General features: G+C 59.3%; 16 protein-coding genes and 1 rRNA gene. 10 read left to right on the top strand and 7 right to left on the bottom strand.

Annotation, left to right across the window (positions count from 1 at the left end):
- Positions 1 to 114 (bottom strand): 16S ribosomal RNA (locus tag ACTF58_RS04400); the annotation flags it as partial.
- A 783-nt stretch (positions 115 to 897) separates the two neighbouring features.
- Complete coding sequence (locus ACTF58_RS04395; RefSeq protein ID WP_438990746.1) at positions 898 to 2,385, bottom strand: FMN-binding glutamate synthase family protein; 1,488 nt, start codon at positions 2,383 to 2,385, stop codon at positions 898 to 900.
- A gap of 104 nt (positions 2,386 to 2,489) precedes the next feature.
- Here ACTF58_RS04395 and ACTF58_RS04390 point away from each other — a divergent pair, with 104 nt between their 5' ends.
- The gene (locus ACTF58_RS04390) at positions 2,490 to 2,936 is read left to right on the top strand and encodes a DUF302 domain-containing protein (RefSeq protein WP_438990745.1); all 447 of its coding nucleotides are present in this window, start codon (positions 2,490 to 2,492) and stop codon (positions 2,934 to 2,936) included.
- Positions 2,937 to 3,036: 100 nt separating this feature from the next.
- Here the strand turns inward: ACTF58_RS04390 and clpB are convergent, their stop codons facing one another.
- Positions 3,037 to 5,652, bottom strand: a complete 2,616-nt coding sequence (clpB, locus tag ACTF58_RS04385; protein ID WP_438990744.1) for an ATP-dependent chaperone ClpB — start codon at positions 5,650 to 5,652, stop codon at positions 3,037 to 3,039.
- A 256-nt stretch (positions 5,653 to 5,908) separates the two neighbouring features.
- Here clpB and ACTF58_RS04380 point away from each other — a divergent pair, with 256 nt between their 5' ends.
- Both ACTF58_RS04380 and pyrF read left to right on the top strand, forming a co-directional pair.
- Positions 5,909 to 6,184, top strand: a complete 276-nt coding sequence (locus ACTF58_RS04380; protein WP_438990743.1) for a hypothetical protein — start codon at positions 5,909 to 5,911, stop codon at positions 6,182 to 6,184.
- Between the two features lie 240 nt (positions 6,185 to 6,424).
- Positions 6,425 to 7,120, top strand: coding sequence for an orotidine-5'-phosphate decarboxylase (gene pyrF, locus ACTF58_RS04375; protein WP_438990742.1), 696 nt, complete (start codon positions 6,425 to 6,427; stop codon positions 7,118 to 7,120).
- 15 nt (positions 7,121 to 7,135) lie between these two features.
- On the opposite strand, the gene ACTF58_RS04370 is transcribed toward pyrF, so the two are convergent.
- Positions 7,136 to 7,444 carry an NfeD family protein gene (locus ACTF58_RS04370; protein ID WP_438990741.1) on the bottom strand — a complete coding sequence of 103 codons (309 nt, stop codon included), beginning with the start codon at positions 7,442 to 7,444 and terminating at the stop codon, positions 7,136 to 7,138.
- On the bottom strand, positions 7,444 to 8,337 hold the full coding sequence (locus ACTF58_RS04365) for an SPFH domain-containing protein (protein WP_438990740.1): 894 nt from the start codon (positions 8,335 to 8,337) through the stop codon (positions 7,444 to 7,446). Before ACTF58_RS04365 ends, ACTF58_RS04370 begins: the two co-directional genes overlap by 1 nt.
- An 87-nt stretch (positions 8,338 to 8,424) precedes the next feature.
- On the opposite strand from ACTF58_RS04365, the gene ACTF58_RS04360 reads away from it, so the two are divergent.
- On the top strand, positions 8,425 to 9,678 hold the full coding sequence (locus ACTF58_RS04360; protein WP_438990739.1) for a DNA polymerase IV: 1,254 nt from the start codon (positions 8,425 to 8,427) through the stop codon (positions 9,676 to 9,678).
- 206 nt (positions 9,679 to 9,884) lie between these two features.
- Here ACTF58_RS04360 and ACTF58_RS04355 read toward each other — a convergent pair whose 3' ends face one another.
- On the bottom strand, positions 9,885 to 11,267 hold the full coding sequence (locus ACTF58_RS04355; RefSeq protein WP_438990738.1) for a mechanosensitive ion channel domain-containing protein: 1,383 nt from the start codon (positions 11,265 to 11,267) through the stop codon (positions 9,885 to 9,887).
- 249 nt (positions 11,268 to 11,516) lie between these two features.
- Here ACTF58_RS04355 and leuC point away from each other — a divergent pair, with 249 nt between their 5' ends.
- The 5 genes from leuC (at position 11,517) to leuB (ending at position 16,997) form a co-directional block, all read left to right on the top strand.
- The gene (gene leuC / locus ACTF58_RS04350; protein ID WP_438990737.1) at positions 11,517 to 12,920 is read left to right on the top strand and encodes a 3-isopropylmalate dehydratase large subunit; all 1,404 of its coding nucleotides are present in this window, start codon (positions 11,517 to 11,519) and stop codon (positions 12,918 to 12,920) included.
- Positions 12,920 to 13,525: a 3-isopropylmalate dehydratase small subunit gene (leuD, locus tag ACTF58_RS04345; protein ID WP_438990736.1), complete on the top strand. Its 606-nt coding sequence runs from the start codon at positions 12,920 to 12,922 to the stop codon at positions 13,523 to 13,525. Before leuC ends, leuD begins: the two co-directional genes overlap by 1 nt.
- 353 nt (positions 13,526 to 13,878) lie before the next feature.
- Complete coding sequence (locus ACTF58_RS04340) at positions 13,879 to 14,724, top strand: hypothetical protein (protein WP_438990735.1); 846 nt, start codon at positions 13,879 to 13,881, stop codon at positions 14,722 to 14,724.
- Positions 14,725 to 14,729: 5 nt separating this feature from the next.
- A complete protein-coding gene (locus tag ACTF58_RS04335) occupies positions 14,730 to 15,815 on the top strand; it encodes an endonuclease/exonuclease/phosphatase family protein (RefSeq protein WP_438990755.1) in 1,086 nt (361 codons plus the stop codon).
- Between the two features lie 75 nt (positions 15,816 to 15,890).
- Complete coding sequence (leuB, locus tag ACTF58_RS04330) at positions 15,891 to 16,997, top strand: 3-isopropylmalate dehydrogenase (RefSeq protein WP_438990734.1); 1,107 nt, start codon at positions 15,891 to 15,893, stop codon at positions 16,995 to 16,997.
- A gap of 51 nt (positions 16,998 to 17,048) precedes the next feature.
- Here leuB and pcaQ read toward each other — a convergent pair whose 3' ends face one another.
- Positions 17,049 to 17,966, bottom strand: coding sequence for a pca operon transcription factor PcaQ (gene pcaQ, locus ACTF58_RS04325; RefSeq protein WP_438990733.1), 918 nt, complete (start codon positions 17,964 to 17,966; stop codon positions 17,049 to 17,051).
- A 94-nt stretch (positions 17,967 to 18,060) separates the two neighbouring features.
- Here pcaQ and pobA point away from each other — a divergent pair, with 94 nt between their 5' ends.
- Positions 18,061 to 19,230, top strand: coding sequence for a 4-hydroxybenzoate 3-monooxygenase (gene pobA, locus ACTF58_RS04320; protein WP_438990732.1), 1,170 nt, complete (start codon positions 18,061 to 18,063; stop codon positions 19,228 to 19,230).
- Positions 19,231 to 19,239: the final 9 nt, after the last annotated feature.

The following is a 19,239-nucleotide window of genomic DNA, read 5'->3' as shown; positions in this document are numbered from 1 at the left end:
CGTTCCCACGCGTTACTAACCCGTCCGCCGCTCCACCCGAAGGTAGCGCTCGACTTGCATGTGTTAGGCCTGCCGCCAGCGTTCGTTCTGAGCCAGGATCAAACTCTCAAGTTGAAATGTGATTGCTCACATATCCTTGACGTCGAACCTCTGCACATCTACCAAATGGCCTTACTGAAACCATTCGGCATTTTCATTGTTTGAAGTGCTTTCAGTTACCAAAGTAACCAGAAGCCGTCCAAACAGTGAAGCTGACTATCCATCATCGGAGCGAACTCCTAGGTAGTTGATATGAAGAGGTTGATCCATCGAATGAACCAAACCGCCCACATATCTCTTCAGTTAATATCAATTTCAAACAGCGTCGGGGATAAACCCCAGAGACAAAAGTGACTGGATGCGCTGTAACTTACTAGCGCGCCCCGCCCCATCTACCTCAAAATTTCTCCGCTTCAGAACCTCAAGAGCACCGCTCCCTCCGTCCGTTCCGCGTCCCGTTGTGCGCCTCAGCGCCGCCGGTGAAGTGGGTTCTAAGGTGACTTCACCAAACCCGCAACCCCTTTTTTAGGAAATATGTCATTTTTCTAAAACTTCCTGATTTTCTCGCGTTTTCAGTGCCTTAAGTCCCGTTTGTTTCGCGAGCCCTCCTTCTTGCGAAACATTCTGTCTCGCCCGCTTCTGCCCGGCCTCTGCGCAGAACACTACATATAGCCTTATCCACAGGGCGAGGCCCAAGACTCACCGAAAGGGAGCTGTTTCTAGACCCGATTCACCCCGACTCGGGGCGAGTCGTTTATCAATCAGGACGAATTTGAAGACATCTCCCTCGGAATCGCGGCAAATCCCGTTTCCGCGCCAGTGCCCCCTACGGGTGCCTTACAGAAGTATGTCTTTCCGCTAGGGTTCGACTCGATGGCTCGGATAGATCTCGCTCATCAGCCGTGAGCGCCCGTCGCTTCCAACAATCCGCACGTGCCGCCGCCGCATCTGCCTTGGCTCCGCCACCCCGACAGAATGCGCAATGGTTTCAACCTCACTGACGATCTGCTGGGCATAGCGCGCCACCTTCTCGAACTTCTCCTCCACAACCAGCCCGCGCTGGAGCTTGGGGTCATGGGTGGTGATTCCTGTGGGACAGGTGTTCTTGTTGCACTTAAGCGCCTGAATACAGCCAAGGCTAAACATGAAGCCGCGCGCCGAAGTGACAAAATCCGCGCCAGCACAAATCGCCCATGCCACATCAGAGGGGTTCACAAGTTTGCCACTGGCAATAATCCTGATCCGCTCGTGCAGCCCGTAGCGGTCGCGCAGATCGACCATCAAGGGCAGCGCCTCCCTGATCGGCAGCCCCACAAGATCCATCAGTGGCATAGGCGCAGCCCCTGTGCCCCCTTCGCCGCCATCAACGGTGATAAAGTCGGGGGCCGCGTCTTCGCCCCGCTTCACTATCTCCTCAAAGAACGGCTCCCAAGCCTCGGCTGCGCCCAGCACCGTCTTAATCCCGACAGGCTTGCCGCTCACCTCTCTTATGTGCGCGATCATATCGAGAAGCTCGCCCCAGTCGCCCGCCTCCACATGACGGTTGGGTGAGATACTCGCTGTTCCTTCCGGAATGCCCCGTATCGCCGCGATCTCGGCATTGACCTTCTCGGCGGGCAATATCCCCCCCTTGCCGGGCTTGGCCCCCTGCGCGAGCTTGAGTTCAAACATCTTGATCTCGGGCCGTTCGGCCAGCGCGCGCAGCTTCTCCTCGCTCAGGCGTCCCGCGCTGTCGCGCACACCATATTTCGCCGTTCCGATCTGCATGATCACATCACACCCGCCCTCAAGATGATGCGGCGCGCAGCCGCCCTCTCCCGTGCTCAGCCAGATGCCCGCTTTCGCCGCGCCAAGGCTCAAGGCCCGCACCGCAGGCTTGGACAAAGCGCCATAGGACATCCCCGAAATATTAAAGAACGACGGCGCCATATAAGGAACGCGCGCGCGAGGCCCGATCAGCATCGGTTCAGAGCTGGCAAATTGGTCGTTGAGCGGGGGAAACGGCGCATTGGTAAAGATCGCGGTTCCAGCCAGAGACAGGTTGCGCGTCGAGCCAAAGGCCACAGTGTTGCCCGCCCCACTCGCCGCATGGCTCACCCAGTCGCGCTGCGCGCGGTTAAACGGCAGCTCCTCACGGTCCATCGCGAAGAAATACTGGCGAAAGAACTCGCCCAATGTGCTGAAGAGATGACGAAACCGCCCGATCACAGGATAGTTGCGCCGTATCGCATCCCTGGGTTGTCTGCGGTCGATCACATATAAGATCAAGACAAGCGCCACGAGCGCGCCCAAAACCCAGACAAAGGCCAAAGCCAGAAAATTCAAAACCGAACCCGCAAATTCCATCACATTCCCTGTTTGATATATATCAACGTCATCTTTACTCTCTGGCGTAGAGTGGGGCGGATCGCCCTAGAGGGCAAGCAAAGCCCACCGAAAAGGACCCAAATATGCGCGCACTTCCCCTGACCCTTGCCGCTTGCGTGATCGCCACACAAGCCGCCGCCATGGACGGCATCATCAGCTACACCACAAACCAGAGCTTTGAAGATGTGGTCTTCGGCCTTGAGAACGCCATCCTTGATGAAGGCCTCGTGATCGACCACGTCTCTCATACCGGCGATATGCTTGAGCGCACCAAAGGCGATGTTGGCTCTGATGTCACCCTGTTTGAGAAGGCCGATATCTATAGCTTCTGCTCGGCCAAGCTCAGCCGCGAGGTGATGGAAGCCGATCCGATGAATGTGGTCTTCTGCCCTTACGACATCTTCGTCATAGTCTCGCCCGACACGCCCGATCAGACCATGGTGGGGTTTCGCAGCTATCCTGACGGCGCGATGAAAAAGATCGAGGCCCTCCTCGATCAGATCGCCCGCGCAGCCATTGGCGAAGACTAGCCCTCCTGAGGCAGCCAGCGTTTCGCGTCACACCTCTGTTAAAACAGCAAAGGGCCGCTCCTTATCGGGGCGGCCCTTCTGTCTTGTTATAAAGCGAGGCTCAATGCACCACGGCGTCCTCGGGCTTGTCGCGGTTACTCGCGCCCACACGGTCCCCGATCAAAAGGCCCTCCGCCCCCGCGCGCACAGGTATGGTGTCACCGTCCCTGATATCGCCCGCAAGCAACGCCTCGGCGAGCGGGTTTTGCAACGCCCGCTGGATCACCCGCTTCAAAGGGCGCGCGCCAAACACAGGGTCATAGCCCTCATCCGCGAGCCACTGCATCGCGCCGTCATCAAGATCAAGCTCGATCTTGCGCGCCAGAAGCCGCTTCTTGAGCCTCTGAAGCTGGATTTCGACGATCCCGCCCATATCCTCGCGCCCCAAACGGTCAAAGATGATCGTTTCATCCAGACGGTTGAGAAACTCGGGGCGGAAGTGTGCCCGCACCGCGTCCATCACATCGCGCTTGGCATCGCCCGCATCAGCTCCGTCAGGAAGCTGGCTCAAAGCCTGCGCGCCGAGGTTTGAGGTCAGGATAATGAGCGTCTGCTTGAAGTCCACAGTCCGCCCCTGCCCGTCGGTAAGCACACCATCGTCCAAGACCTGCAACAGCACGTTAAAGACATCAGGATGCGCCTTCTCCACCTCGTCGAACAAAACAACCTGATAAGGCCTGCGCCGCACGGCTTCCGTGAGCACGCCGCCCTCGTCATAGCCGACATAGCCGGGAGGCGCGCCAATCAGACGGCTCACCGCGTGTTTCTCCATAAACTCCGACATATCAATCCGTACCATGGCGTTGTCGTCATCAAACAGAAACTCCGCCACAGCCTTGGTCAGCTCGGTCTTGCCCACGCCCGTTGGCCCGAGGAAGAGGAAGCTGCCCAAAGGCCGCCCCTCGTCGTTCAGCCCCGCGCGCGCACGGCGCACCGCATTGGCCACAGCCGTCACAGCCGCGTTCTGCCCGATGACCCGCTGGTGCAGGCCGTCTTCCATCCGCAAGAGCTTGTCACGGTCGCCCTCAAGCATCTTACCCGCAGGGATACCCGTCCAGCGCTCAATGACTTGCGCCACGTGCTCCGGGCGCACCGCTTCTTCCACGGTCATATCGCCCTCGCTGGCCTCCGCCGCGGCAAGCTTTTTCTCCAGATCAGGGATCACCCCAAAACGCAGCTCGCCCGCGCGTGCGAGGTTGCCCTCGCGCGTCGCAATATCCACATCCGCGCGCGCACGGTCGAGCTGTTCCTTCAGCTCGCGCGCGCCTTCCAATTTGTCGCGCGCCGCCTGCCAATTGGCGGTCATTCCGTCAGATTTCTCCTGCAAATCGCCAAGGTCTTTCTGGAGCCGCTCAAGACGGTCTTTTGACGCCTCGTCGTCTTCGGTCTTCAAGGCTTCCACTTCGATCTGCATCTGCAATATCTGACGGTCGAGCGCATCAAGCTCCTCTGGCTTACTGTCCACTTCCATCCGCAGACGGCTCGCCGCCTCGTCCATCAAGTCGATGGCTTTGTCAGGCAAAAAGCGGTCGGTGATATAACGGTTCGACAACGTCGCCGCCGCCACCAAGGCAGAGTCCGAAATCCGCACACCGTGGTGCAGCTCGTATTTCTCCTTGATGCCCCGCAAAATAGAGATCGTGTCCTCCACGCTCGGCTCTTCGGTAAACACAGGCTGGAAGCGCCGCGCAAGGGCCGCGTCTTTCTCCACGTGCTTGCGGTATTCGTCGAGCGTTGTCGCGCCCACACAGTGCAGCTCGCCCCGCGCGAGAGCCGGCTTAATGAGGTTGGCCGCGTCCATCGCGCCATCCGCCTTGCCCGCGCCGACAAGCGTGTGCATCTCGTCAATGAAAAGGATAATCTCGCCCGCCGCGTCCGTCACTTCGTTGAGAACAGACTTGAGCCGCTCTTCAAACTCGCCACGATACTTCGCGCCGGCAATCAATGCGCCCATGTCGAGCGACATCAGCTTCTTGTTGCGTAAGCTTTCAGGCACATCGCCATTGACGATGCGCAAGGCGAGCCCCTCGGCAATCGCGGTTTTCCCGACGCCCGGCTCCCCGATCAAAACGGGGTTGTTCTTGGTGCGGCGGCTCAAAACCTGCATGGTGCGGCGGATTTCGTCGTCGCGGCCGATAATCGGATCAATCTTGCCTTGGCGCGCGCGCTCGGTAAGGTCGGCGGCATATTTGCTCAAGGCTTCATAGCTGTCTTCTGCACTGGCGCTGTCTGCTGTGCGGCCCTTGCGAATATCGTTCACCGCCGCATTCAAAGCCTGCGCATTTACAGCGCCCGCCTCCATTGCGTCTTTCGCGGCGGACTTCACCATGGCAAGCGCCATAAGCAAGCGCTCGACAGGCACAAAACTGTCTCCCGCCTTCTGCGCAAGGCCCTCCGCTTCGCCCAAGACTTTGGCCAAAGATTTGTCGATGTAGGGCTGGCCCGTATCACCGCTCACTTTGGCAATCTTGCCAACGGCGATGTCCACAGCCGCTTTCACCCGCGCAGGCGCACCGCCTGCCTTGGTGATTAGGTTGCTCGCAAGCCCCTCACTGTCATCCATAATCGCTTTTAGCAGGTGTTCGGGCATCACTCTCTGGTGATCTTCCCGCATAGCTATTGTCTGCGCAGCCTGCAAAAACCCACGCGAACGCTCCGTGAACTTCTCTAGGTTCATGGTCTTTCTCCTTTTATAAGCCTTCCCTGCTGGCGCACCCAAAAGAGGCATACGTCGCGTCGGGAACCTTGTCATAAAAATGGGGTGTATCGCGCCGCGCTTCAAGAGCCAGAGTGGCAAAAACCGCCTCGGCGGATTTTCGCAAATGGTGACAATCTGAGTCACCTTTCTGTGAATTCCCCCTGTTTTCCGCTCCAACACACGCCATCTTATCCACAGGCAAGGGCACAGCGCCCTGCCCGTAAGGAGAACCAGTATGACACACGGTAAATCACGCATTGCGCGCATCCGCTACAACCTCGAATTTTCTGGCTATGAAGCGATTGTCTTTATCCAAGATGCAGGAGAGAGCTTCAGCTATCCCAGCTTCGTCGCCGCCCCGCTTGATGCGGAATACGCGCGGGTGATGGAGCAGCTTTCAGACAAGGCGCTGCGCAAACACCGCTCGGCCAAACCGGGCCTGCGCTCCTATCAGCGCCGCCTTACATCCGCCAAACCTCAGGCCCCAAAGCACCCCCCGCTCGCCGCCTGAGGCAAGATTTCCCCCGCCCGTCTTCCCTGACTGGGGCGGGAGAGGTTGGTTCTGATTTCCGTGGAGCAGTTCAACGAGCTCGCCAAAAACTCCGACAAAACAACACGGCGTGGCAACAGGGCTGAGAAGCACAGCCATACTCTCAAAAAGCTTGGCGGCCGCTAAACCCTTGCACAATCGCTCCTGACGCGCGAAACCTTCGCCGAAATCTTACGCGCCCATATTAAAGAAAGTTAGCCCATGTCTGATGACCGCCTGATCGTTGCTCTTGATGTCCCCAATGCCATTGCAGGGCTGGAGCTCGCCGCCAAGCTCGGAGAGGCCGTCAGCTTCTACAAAATCGGCCTCGGAATGCTCACAGGCGGCGGCCTCGCCCTCGCTCAAGAGCTGAAGGACGAACACAACAAGCGCATCTTCCTTGATATGAAGCTCTTTGACATCGGCGCAACAGTCGAAGCCGCCGTGCGCGGCCTTGCCCAGTTCGATCTCGACTTTCTCACTGTCCACGGCGACCCTCATGTCGTGCGCGCCGCCAAAGAAGGCGCCGCAAACTCCGATATGCAAATTCTCGCCGTCACAATCCTCACATCACTTGACCGCGCCGATCTGGACGCCTCCCTCCTCAAAGCGGGTGACGTTCAAGAGCTGGTGATCGAGCGCGCCGCCCGCGCCTTTGAGGCGGGTGCCGATGGCGTCATAGCCTCCCCCCAAGAAGCCGCCCTGATCCGCGCGCTCCCCGAAGCCGCAGGCAAGCTCATCGTGACACCGGGTGTGCGCCCCTCAGGCGCCGCCTTGGGCGATCAAAAGCGCGTCGCAACGCCCGCCCAAGCCGTCACAGACGGCGCCGATCATATCGTCGTGGGCCGCCCGATCTGGCAGGCCGCCGATCCCGCCGAAGCCGCCCGCGCCGTGCTCGCCGAGCTGCCAAAGCGCTAGGCCAAGCGCCCGCCGTCAGTCTTCGTTAATATCCGTGTCCCAGGTCTTCACCTGCCCCTTGCGCACACCCATAGTGCGCCTGAGGCCGATCCATCCGATGAGCGAAAACACAGCAAAGACAGCCAACATCAGCGCAAACGAGCCGCCAAGCATGGCCCCCAGCGGCCCGCCCACAGCCAGCAAAACCCCAACCACAGCCGCCCCGATGGCAAAGCCCAACAGGATAAACCCGGGCGCAAGGATCTCAAGGATCCCGAGGCCCACCGCCGCCGCCAGCCAGACCCACCAAAGGCTCCAAATCCCGTCGCCTGTCACCAGATCCATCACTTGCCGCCTTTCAACATACCAAAGGCGTTCTTGAACGCATCCACAGCATCGGCTGGCAAAAAGATCGTCTGTTTGCCCGCGCCCGCGCCCACCTTGGCCAAAGCGTCCACCTGCTTGAGCGCAACCTGATACTGCGCCGCTTCAAGCCCGTTGTCGGCAATCGCCTGCGCAACCACGCCTGTTGCATAGGCCTCCGCGTCCGCCTCGATCCGCCGCGCCTTGGCGATCTGCTCGGCCGCATATAGCTCGGCATCCGCATTGAGCTCAACCGCCCGTTTCGCGCCCTCGGCCCGCGTCACCTGCGCACGCCGCTCGCGCTCCGCATTGAGCTGCTGCAGCATCGCATCCCGCGTCGCCTGATCAAGATTCACATCCAGAATCTCGGCCCGCGTCACCTCGATCCCCCAATTGTCGACTTGGTCTTCAACCGCGTTCTGGATCTGCCCGATCAGGCTGGAGCGGTTGCTCTGCACCTCGTCCAGCTCCATCTTGCCAATCTCGGCCCGCACAATCCCCGCCACAGTGGTGGCAATCGCCGCGTCCACATCGCGAATACGGTAGACCGTCTTTTCAGGCTCCAAGATACGGTAAAACACGCTGGTCTCGACCTGCACCAAAACGTTGTCTTTGGTGATCGCGTCCTGAGAGGCGGTCGGCAACTGCCGCTCAAGAATACTCACCTTATGGCGCACCACGTCAATAAACGGCACAATAAAGTTAATCCCCGGCCCAAGCACAGATTTGAGACGCCCGAAGCGCTCCACCACATATTTCTCCGATTGCGGCACAATCCGCACCCCGAGGAAAATCGAAATAATAATCAACAGCGCGATCATCAGGGTGACAAGGTTCCCCCCCAACAGATCAGCCAATATGCGTTCCAAACTCATTTCACTCTCCTCATTCTTCCCCAAATATGGGGCCAAGTGACCAAACTTCCAAGTGGAATTGCGCATCGCCTCGGCGTATGAAGAGCCATGCCAAGCCTGTGTCGAGACTGTTTACATCAATTTGAAACGGGAGCGCGCTGTCCGGCCTGCCGCAGCCCGCGGATCCTTGCCCATCCGGAACTGTTTGATCTCACAATCGCCCATATGGATTGCGACGCCTTCTATGCCAGCGTGGAAAAACGCGACAACCCCGAGCTGGCCGCCAAGCCGCTGATCATAGGCGGCGGCCACCGCGGCGTTGTTTCGACAGCCTGCTATATCGCGCGCATCCGTGGCGTGCGCTCCGCCATGCCGATGTTTCAGGCCTTAAAGCTCTGCCCCGATGCAGTTGTCGTTGCCCCCCGTATGGAGGCCTACGTCGAGGCCTCCCGCGCCATCCGCCAGATGATGGAAGAGATGACCCCCGAGATCGAGCCGCTCTCCCTTGATGAAGCCTTCATGGATCTCACAGGCACAGCGCGGCTGCATGGCCGCCCCCCCGCCGTCATGCTCGCCCGCCTGATCAAACGAATGAAAGACGAGCTCGGCCTCTCAGGCTCGATCGGCCTCAGCCACAACAAATTCCTCGCCAAAGTCGCCTCCGATCTGGAAAAGCCCAAAGGCTTCTCGGTCATTGGCCGCGCCGAAACCGCCGGCTTTCTGCGCGACAAGCCCGTTCGCCTGATCTGGGGTGTCGGCGCCGCCTCCCAAGCCGCGCTCGACAAAGCCGGCATTCACCACTTCTCTGATCTTCTCCGCTGGAGCGAGGTTGATCTCACCGCCCGCTTCGGCGCCATGGGCACGCGGCTCTTTCACCTCGCCCGCGGCGAAGACAACCGCCGCGTCGCAGCCAACGCGCCGGTCAAATCTATCTCCAAGGAAACGACCTTTTCACAAGACACAGGCGACAAAGACCTGCTGGATGGCCACCTCTGGCGCCTCGCCGAGCAAGTCTCAGACCGCGCCAAAGCCAAAGGCCTCGCAGGCCAAACCGTCACACTCAAACTCAAAACCGCCGACTTCAAAAGTCTCACCCGCCGTCAGAGCCTGCATGACGCAACCCAAATGGCCGACGCGATCTATCGCAGCGCCCGCGCTCTCTTTGACCAACTCGGCGATAGAGGCCCCTACCGCCTGATTGGCACAGGCCTCTCAGGCCTCGTGCCCGCCGCCGAGGCCGACCGCTCCCATGATCTGCTCGACGAAGGCGCCGCCAAACGCTCAGACGTCGAACGCGCGACCGATCAAATTCGCGCCCGCTTCGGCAAAGACGCCATCCGAAAAGGCCGCGCCCTACGTTAGGGCCGCGCCCTCTGCTCAGGCCGCGCCCACCCTCGTTCTTTCTTTTTGCCCGAAATATCCCAGGGGGTGCGGGGGACTGGTCCCCCGTGTATCGTGGGGTGCGGGGGACTGGTCCCCCGCCACCGCGATTTGGCGCAGCCAAAGCGCAAGCCCGCATCCTCCCGCTGTCCATACTGGGGTATGCACAGCCTGCCCCATAGCCTGCCCTACAGCATTTCAGGCCCGTCCCGAAGCACCCGAACCTCCCGCTGCGGGAAGGGAATCGAAATATCGTTTTCCTGAAACTTGTCCCAGAGCGCGAGGTAGACATTGCCGCGAATATTGGTCAGCCCTCCCGTCGGGTCCCTGATCCAGAACCGCAGGATATAATCCACAGAACTGTCGCCAAACCCGACAATATGACAGACGGGTGCCTTATGGCTCAGCACCCGCTCCACGCCTTGCGCTGCCTCGATTGCAAGCGCGCGGACCTTGTGCGGGTCGTCGCCGTAAGCCGCGCCAAAATAGATATCCAGCCGCACAAAATCGTCACTATGGGACCAGTTCACAACCTGCCCCGTGATCAAATCTTCGTTTGGAATCAGATACTCACGCCCGTCACGCGTCACAACAGAGGTATAGCGCGCACCCAGCGTGTTGATCCAGCCGAAGGTCTCGCCAAGGCTGATCACATCGCCGGGCTTGATCGATTTATCGAGCAGAATGATCACACCCGACACAAGGTTTGAGACAACCTTTTGCAAGCCAAAGCCAAGCCCGACCCCAATCGCCCCCGACAATACAGCCAGCCCCGTGAGGTCCACGCCCGTCGCCCGCAGCCCGACAAAAAGCGCCAGCCCGTAAAGTCCGACCTGTGCAAACTTGATAACAAGCACCTGCATAGAAGGGCTGATATCTTCGTTGCGCCGCACCCCGCTCGCCGTCGCCTTGGAGACAGACCGCGCCAGAAAAAACAGCAGCCCCAACGTCACCACCGCCTGCACCAACATCCAGACCGAAAGCCGCAAACTGCCAAATTCAACTGCCGCTGAGTCCATCAAACTGATGGCTTCTTCGGTGATCCCGAGGATCACCAGCGTCGCCCAGGCCCAGCCCGCGTAGCGCACAAGCGAGCGCAGAAAACCGTTGTTGATCAGCCGCGTGACAATCGCAATCACAAGCCAGGCCAGCGCCAGATTGGCGATCACGCCAAGCAAGTAGGACCGCGACGGCCATGTGATCTCGCGCATCAGCCATACAGTGGGAAAAACCAGAAAAACCAAGCAAATAAGCCGTAAGCGCCGCTCCACCAGCAGCATGAACCGCAAGCGCCATTTGGGCCAGTTCTCCCGCGTGCGCATCCACTCTCGATAGCGTGGCCGCAACAGTTGGGCCAAAAGATGCGCCACAATAAACAGCCCCAGCGCAATGGCGATCTGATACGCGTTCCAAGGCCGCAACAAGCCCTCCAGAAAGCCCTGCGCCTTATCAGCCAAGGACAGAGCAATCTCATGCGCATCGCTCGCGGCGCTCACCGCCTCTGGCCCGGATGGGCTAGCGGCACCCTCAACCGGTGCAGGTGTCGCGGACAGGCTTGTCTCGTTTTCCATAGGCCCTCTTTTCCCTTCAGAGTTACACGGCTGCGCCGAGCGGGCAAGACCAAGCCATCAAACTCTTGCAGGCAAGCCCTCCAAGCTGTATCTGAACTGTCATGACACAGATCTTTGACATCGACGACCGCGCCCGCCTGCGCGAACGCTTCTTCTCCGAAGAACGTCTCGTCGCGGCGTGCCTCTAAGCCACGCAAGCCTGTCTTTCTGACACCCATCCTTCCACATTCTTTATACGGGAGAGGACAAATGTCCCCCAAAACACTCTATGACAAAATCTGGGATGCCCACGTCGCCCATGAAGCCGACGATGGCACCTGCCTTCTTTATATCGACCGTCACCTCGTTCACGAAGTGACCTCTCCACAGGCGTTTGAAGGCCTGCGCATGACAGGCCGCAAGGTCCGCGCGCCGGAAAAAACAATCGCTGTGCCTGATCACAACGTCCCCACCACGCTGGACCGCGCCAAAGGGATCGAAAACGAAGAGAGCCGTATTCAAGTCGATGCGCTCGACAAAAACGCCCGCGAATTTGGCGTGCACTACTACCCCGTGTCCGACGTGCGCCAAGGTATCGTGCATATCGTTGGCCCCGAACAGGGCTGGACGCTTCCGGGCATGACAGTTGTCTGCGGCGACAGCCACACAGCGACTCATGGCGCTTTTGGTGCGCTCGCCCACGGCATCGGCACATCAGAGGTCGAGCACGTGCTCGCCACTCAAACGCTGATCCAGAAAAAATCGAAAAACATGAAGGTCGAGATCACTGGCAAGCTGATGCCCGGTGTGACCGCCAAAGACATCACCCTCGCCGTCATCGGCGAAACAGGCACAGCCGGCGGCACAGGCTATGTTATCGAATATTGCGGCGAAGCGATCCGCGATCTCTCGATGGAAGGCCGCATGACAGTCTGCAACATGGCGATCGAAGGCGGCGCGCGCGCAGGTCTCATCGCGCCAGATCAAACCACATATGACTATGTCAAAGGCCGCCCCCACGCTCCCAAAGGCGCCCAATGGGAAGCCGCGCTCAACTGGTGGAAAACCCTCTTCACAGACGAAGACGCCGTGTTTGACAAAGTTGTCACGCTCAAAGGCGAAGACATCCAGCCTGTCGTCACATGGGGCACATCCCCCGAAGACGTGCTGCCCATCACAGGCGTTGTGCCAGATCCTGCAAGCTTCAAAGGCGGCAAGGTCGAGGCCGCCAAACGTGCGCTTGAATATATGGGCCTCACTGCGGGCCAAAAGCTCACAGACATTCAGATCGACACAGTCTTCATCGGCTCCTGCACCAACGGGCGCATCGAAGATTTGCGCGCCGCCGCCGCGATCCTGAAAGGCAAAAAGATCAAAGACGGTATGCGCGCCATGATCGTTCCTGGCTCGGGCCTTGTCCGTGCCCAAGCCGAAGAAGAAGGCTTGGCCGATATCTTCAAAGAGGCGGGCTTTGAATGGCGCCTCGCGGGCTGCTCCATGTGCCTCGCGATGAACCCTGACCAGCTCTCCGAAGGCGAGCGCTGCGCGGCGACCTCAAACCGCAACTTTGAAGGCCGCCAAGGCTACAAGGGCCGCACACACCTCGTGTCGCCCGCCATGGCCGCCGCCGCTGCCATCACAGGCCACCTCACAGACATTCGGGATATGATGTAATGGAAAAGTTCGAAAAACTCTCAGGCATTGCCGCGCCGATGCCCCTCGTGAATATCGACACTGATATGATCATCCCCAAGGTGTTTCTCAAGTCGATCGCCCGCACAGGCTTTGGCAAGAATCTCTTTGACGAGATGCGCTACAACCGCGACGGCACAGAAGTCGCCGACTTCGTGCTCAACCAGCCCGCCTACCGCGAAGCGCAAATCCTCGTCGCGGGTGACAACTTCGGCTGCGGCTCCTCGCGCGAACACGCGCCTTGGGCGATTGCCGATTTCGGCATCAAAGCGGTGATTTCTACAAGCTTTGCCGACATCTTCTACAACAACTGCTTCAAGAACGGCATTTTGCCGATCGTCTTGCCGCAGGAGGCTGTCGATGTCTTGATGAAAGACGCTGAAAAAGGCGCCAACGCCCGCATGGATGTCGATCTGGAAGCCCAGACGGTAACGACTTCAGATGGTGAGGTCTTCGCCTTTGAAGTCGACGCCTTCAAAAAGCACTGCCTGCTCGAAGGTCTGGATGACATTGCCCTGACCATGGAAAAAGCCGCCGCGATCGACACATTCGAAGCGACGGCGAGCCAGTCGCGCCCTTGGGTTTGAATCGGCTCTAAAAGATCAAGCGCGGCCGCAAGACAGCTCTTGTGGCCGCGCCATGAACACTTTGGTTAAAACTTTCTAAATCCGCCCCTATGGGAAAATTCTCCCGATCCTACAAAATGTAGTAAAATTGTTTTTAATAGACACATTTACGATCCACAATTGATGCAATCTCGCACCACTTGCTCCCTTAAAGCGCCCCATTTCCACGCTCTTATCAACGCACGACTTGAGCTGTGAATCGAAAGAAGGCAAAAATTGGGCAATATTGAGGCATACCGCCATAAAGAGCGGGTTCAAGTTGGAACAAGGACACGGCATCGTATCGTGACCGACCAAGTTGGAAGGATTGGGTAGTGTTAACTCGTGCAACAGGCGCAGCTTTACGCGCTATATTAATGGCTTTGCTTCTGGCAATGCCGTCACTCTTGCTTCCAAATGTCAGCACAGACACCAGCCAGATCACGGTCTTGGTGGCCCTACTCGCCTTCCTGATGACCTTTATCGAATACTACAGCCAATATCCCTCGATCATCGAGTTCCGCTACGCCTCGCCCTTCAATCGACTGCGCTTTCTGGCGCTCTTTGTGATTGTCACCCTGCTCTCCGTGATTCTGGCCAGCCCCACAGGCTCCAACCCCATGGCCAACACGCTCACACAGCTGGGCACAGCTTGGGGCACAGCCCTTGACTTCCCCTTCTCGCCGGTGCGCCTGGTTGTGCTGATGATGCCCGAATATGCCTCTGACGCGCTGATCAGCTCTGTGCGCACCTCAGCAGGGATCGCCTATATGGTCTCGTTGGTCGCCCTTTTCATCTTCGTCACAATGGTCCGCCTCCTCGGCTGGCCCACCCGCAACCGCGCCTTCAACGTCTGGATCAACCTGCCCCTGTTTGACCCGACCGCAGGCGGAGATGTGGTTCACCGCCTCAAGCGCGACGCAGGTCTTAACATTGTGTTAGGAATTTTACTGCCATTCTTGATCCCAGCAATTGTGAAAGCGGCTTCAAGCTTCATTGATCCGATCTCGATGGAGAATCCGCAAACCTTGATCTGGACGATGACAGCATGGGCCTTTCTTCCTGCCAGCATGATCATGCGTGGGATCGCCATGGGCCGTATCGCCGAGCTGATCGAAGAAAAGCGCAACCGCGCCTATTCCGAAGCCAAGAAAAGCGGGTTGCAAACCGCCTCGGCCTAGCCGTTCTGTCGCTTCTGCTCTCCCTCGCATGGGGCGCACCACTTCTGGCCCAAGACCTGCGCATTGCCTTTTTTAGCGCGGGTCTCTCCCGCAAAGGCCCGGGCCTCCTCCTGCGCGACATCTGGCGCGAGGAAGCGCAAGTGCTGGCCACCCGCGATGTGATCGCGCGCATCGATCCCGATATCCTCGTGCTCTCGGATGTTGACTATGACGCAGAACTCGCCGCCCTGCGCGCCTTTGCCGATCTGCTCGCCAAGACTGTCGCGCCCTACCCTCATGCTTTCGCCCAGCGCCCCAATACGGGCTGGGCCACGGGCCTTGATATGGATGGGGATGGCCGCCTCGGTGGCCCCCGCGATGCGCAGGGCTTTGGCTATTTTGCGGGCCAAGGAGGCCTCGCCGTTCTGTCCCGTTTCCCGATTGATGACGCACGCTTGCAAGACTTCTCCGCCCTCCTTTGGCGCGATCTTCCCGATGCGCTCCTGCCCACTCACGCCAGCGGCAAAGCCTTCCCCTCTGATGCGGCCCGCGCCGCCCAGCGTCTTTCGACCACGGCCCATTGGTCACTGCCCGTCACCCTGCCCAGCGGCCCGCTCACCTTGCTGATCAGCCAAGCCACACCCCCCGTGTTTGACGGCCCAGAAGACCAGAACGGCAAGCGCAACCACGACGAAAACGCGCTCTGGCTACACCATATCGAAGGCCGCCTCGGCACGCCGCCGAGCGGCCCCTTCCTGCTTGCGTTCGGGGCCAATCTTGACCCCGCCGATGGCGCAGGTCGGCGCGAAGTGATGCAAAGGCTTCTCACCCACCCCGCGCTGCAAGACCCGCGCCCCAAAAGCGCAGGCGCAGCGCTCGAACCCACGCCGGGGCAGAGAGGCGACCCCGCCCTTGATACCGCAGATTGGACTGACCCAACCCCCGAAACCTTCGGGCCTGGCAATATGCGCGTCGATTTCCTGCTGCCCTCGGCTGACATCCTTGTAACAGATGCAGGCGTCTTCTGGCCCCCGCCCGCGTCTCACGATCACACGCTCGCCCTCTCCGCCAGCCGTCACCGCCTCGTCTGGATTGAGATCCGCCAGCCCTAACGGCCTTATGTTTCTTGACCCTCCCCTCGCCAGCCGCTAGCTCAGAGCCAAGCTTTTCAAACGAGGACCCACATTATGAGCAACCCTTCGCTTCTTATTCTTCCCGGTGATGGCATCGGCCCCGAAGTCATGGCCGAAGTCCGCAAAGTCATCGACTGGTATGGCGCCAACCGCGATCTCGCCTTTGACGTCAGCGAAGACCTCGTCGGCGGCGCGGCCTATGATGCACACGGCACGCCCCTGCACGACGACACAATGGCCAAAGCCCAAGAGGTTGACGCCGTTCTGCTCGGCGCGGTCGGTGGCCCAAAGTATGATGTGCTCGACTTCTCGGTAAAGCCAGAGCGCGGCCTTCTGCGCCTGCGCAAAGAGATGGACCTCTTCTCAAACCTGCGCCCCGCGCAGTGCTTTGACGCGCTGGCCGACTTTTCCAGCCTCAAAAAAGATGTGGTCGCTGGCCTCGATATCATGATCGTGCGCGAGTTGACGTCAGGCGTTTACTTCGGCGAGCCGCGTGGCATCTTTGAAGAAGGCAACGAGCGCGTCGGCATCAACACCCAGCGCTACACCGAAAGCGAAATCGCCCGCGTGGCCCGCTCTGCCTTTGAACTCGCGCGCAAGCGTGGCAACAAAGTTTGCTCAATGGAAAAAGCCAACGTTATGGAGTCAGGCATCCTCTGGCGCGACGTTGTAACAGAGGTGCACCAAGCCGAATACGCCGATGTCGAACTGTCGCATATGTATGCCGACGCAGGTGCCATGCAGCTCTGCCGCTGGCCCAAGCAGTTTGACGTGATCGTGACAGACAACCTCTTCGGAGACCTCTTGTCTGACATGGCCGCGATGCTCACAGGCTCGCTTGGGATGTTGCCTTCGGCCTCTCTCGGCGTGCCCATGGCCAATGGTCGCCCCAAAGCGCTCTATGAGCCGGTGCACGGCTCGGCGCCTGACATTGCCGGCCAAGGCAAAGCCAATCCGATCGCTTGCATCCTCAGCTTCGCCATGGCGCTGCGCTACAGCTTTGATCAGGGCGCAGAGGCCGACCGCCTCGAAAAAGCCGTCGAAAAAGTCCTCGCCGATGGTTTGCGCACAGCAGATCTTCTCGGAGAAGAAGGTGTCAGCGCGATCAGCACCTCCGAGATGGGTGATGCCATCGTTGCGGCTCTCACAGCCAGCCTCTAAGGCAATCTAAACGTCACAAACGGCCCCGCCTCGCGCGGGGCCGTTTTGCATTTATGCACTCAGCCCCAGCGCCTCAACCGCCTCGCCCAAAGCCGCCCGAAAGAGCTGCGCCAGAGGCGAAACATCTTCCTCCGCCCGCATCATGACCCCGACAGGCCCCGCCGTGATTCCTGTTTCAATCGGCAATTGCTCAAGAAGCCCGCTGGCAATATCCCCCGCCACGACGCTTTGAGAAATGATCCAGACCGCCTCGCTCGCCCGCGTCAGCCCGCGGCCATAATCGCCCGAAACACTCTCGATCCTGTGGGGCAGCGCGCCCACCCCCTCGGCGATAACGAGCCTGTCAACCAAAGGCCGGATCGCCGCGCGCTCTGTCGGATAGATCACAAGCTGGTCGCGCAACGCCGCAAGCCGCCGCGTGCCACAGAGCGGATGCCCAGCACGCACAACAAAAGCCACCTGCTCGCTATAAAGCTGCGTAAAGCTGATCCCCGCCATCGTCGCTGGCGGGCCCATGCGCCCCACAACGAGATCAAGCGCCCCCGCGCGCAACCGCTCCATCAAAAAACCGTGCGGCCCGTCTTCAACCCTCAGAACAGTCTCAGGCTCATGCCTGCGAAACGAAAGGCTCGCAAGCGGCAAGACCCGCGCCGCCACACTGGGCATCGCCCCCACAGACAGCGCCGCCGCGCCACCCGTCTTAAGCCGCGTCACCCCGTCAAAGCCTTGCCTCAGGGCCGCTAGGCTCGCCTCGGCTCCTTTGAGAAAAACAGCGCCCGCCGCGCTCAACTCCACGCCGCCGCGCCCTCGGCTCATCAGGCGCGCTCCGAGAATATCCTCAAGCTCCTTGAGAATTTTGGAGATCGCAGGCTGCGTCAGGCCGAGCGCCTCCCCTGCGCCCTTCAGGCTCTGCTGGCGGGCAATCTCGGCAAAGGCCTCAATGTGGCGAAGCTTGATGCGGCGATCCATAACTTTCCTTTTTGAGCAATCATAAAGCCACCTTATTCATTTTACATATCAAATTCGATCATTAAAATCGGCCTATCCTTCAGAAAGGCAACCCATGCGCACCCAAGTCGTCATCATCGGCGGCGGCCCGTCTGGCCTCCTCCTCGGACAGCTCCTCCACACCCAAGGCATCGACGCCATAGTGCTCGAACGCAAAACGCGTGACTACGTTCTGGGGCGGATTCGCGCAGGTATCCTTGAGCGCGGCACCATTGGCCTCATGCATAAGGCAGGCGTTGGCGCTCGGCTTGAGGCCGAGGGTTTTGTGCATGACGGCACGATCATCTCCTATGGAGATGAAGAATTTACCGTCAATTTCAAAGAGCACACCGACACATCCGTCGTCGTTTACGGCCAGACCGAAGTCACCCGTGATCTCTATGACGCACGCGAAGCCGCTGGCTTGCCCACGCTCTTCAATGTCGAGCAGGTCGAAATCCACGGCGCCGACACTGACAACGCGTTCGTGACCTTTGAACAAGACGGCAAGAGCCAACGCATCGACTGTGACTTTATCGCTGGTTGTGATGGCTTTCATGGCGTCTCACGCCAAACCATACCGCTGTCCGTGCGCCGTGAATACGAGAAGGTTTACCCCTTCGGCTGGCTTGGCATCCTCTCAGAGACCCCCCCCGTCAACGACGAACTGATCTATGCCGCCTCCGAGCGCGGTTTTGCCCTCTGCTCCATGCGCAACGCCAAGCTCAGCCGCTATTATATCCAGTGCTCGCTCTCGGACAAACCCGAAGACTGGACAGACGAAGCCTTCTGGCAAGAGCTGAAGCGCCGCATACCAGCCCAGCACGCCGAAAAGCTTGTCACAGGCCCAAGCATCGAAAAGTCCATCGCGCCCTTGCGCAGCTTTGTGACTGAGCCAATGCGCTGGGGCCGCCTCTTTCTCTGTGGTGATGCGGCCCATATCGTTCCACCCACGGGCGCCAAGGGGCTCAACACTGCCGCAAGCGATATTCACTATCTCTTTGAGGGCCTCAAACAACACTACCTTGAGAACAATAGCGCAGGACTGGAGACCTACAGCGAGAAGGCCCTCGCCCGCGTCTGGAAGGCCGAGCGATTCTCGTGGTGGATGACAAATCTTCTGCACCGCTTCCCCGATCAGACCGAGTTTGATCTCAAAATGCAAAAGGCCGACATCGACTTTTTGCGCAGCAACACATCCGCGCAGAGCGTCTTGGCCCAAAATTATATTGGCCTGCCCTATTAGGAGTCTGAT

It is taken from the genome of Lentibacter sp. (genome assembly GCF_965657785.1).
Classification (GTDB): domain Bacteria; phylum Pseudomonadota; class Alphaproteobacteria; order Rhodobacterales; family Rhodobacteraceae; genus Lentibacter.
The sequence above is the reverse complement of the archived record's forward strand: the minus strand, read 5'-3'. Positions and strand labels throughout refer to the sequence as shown.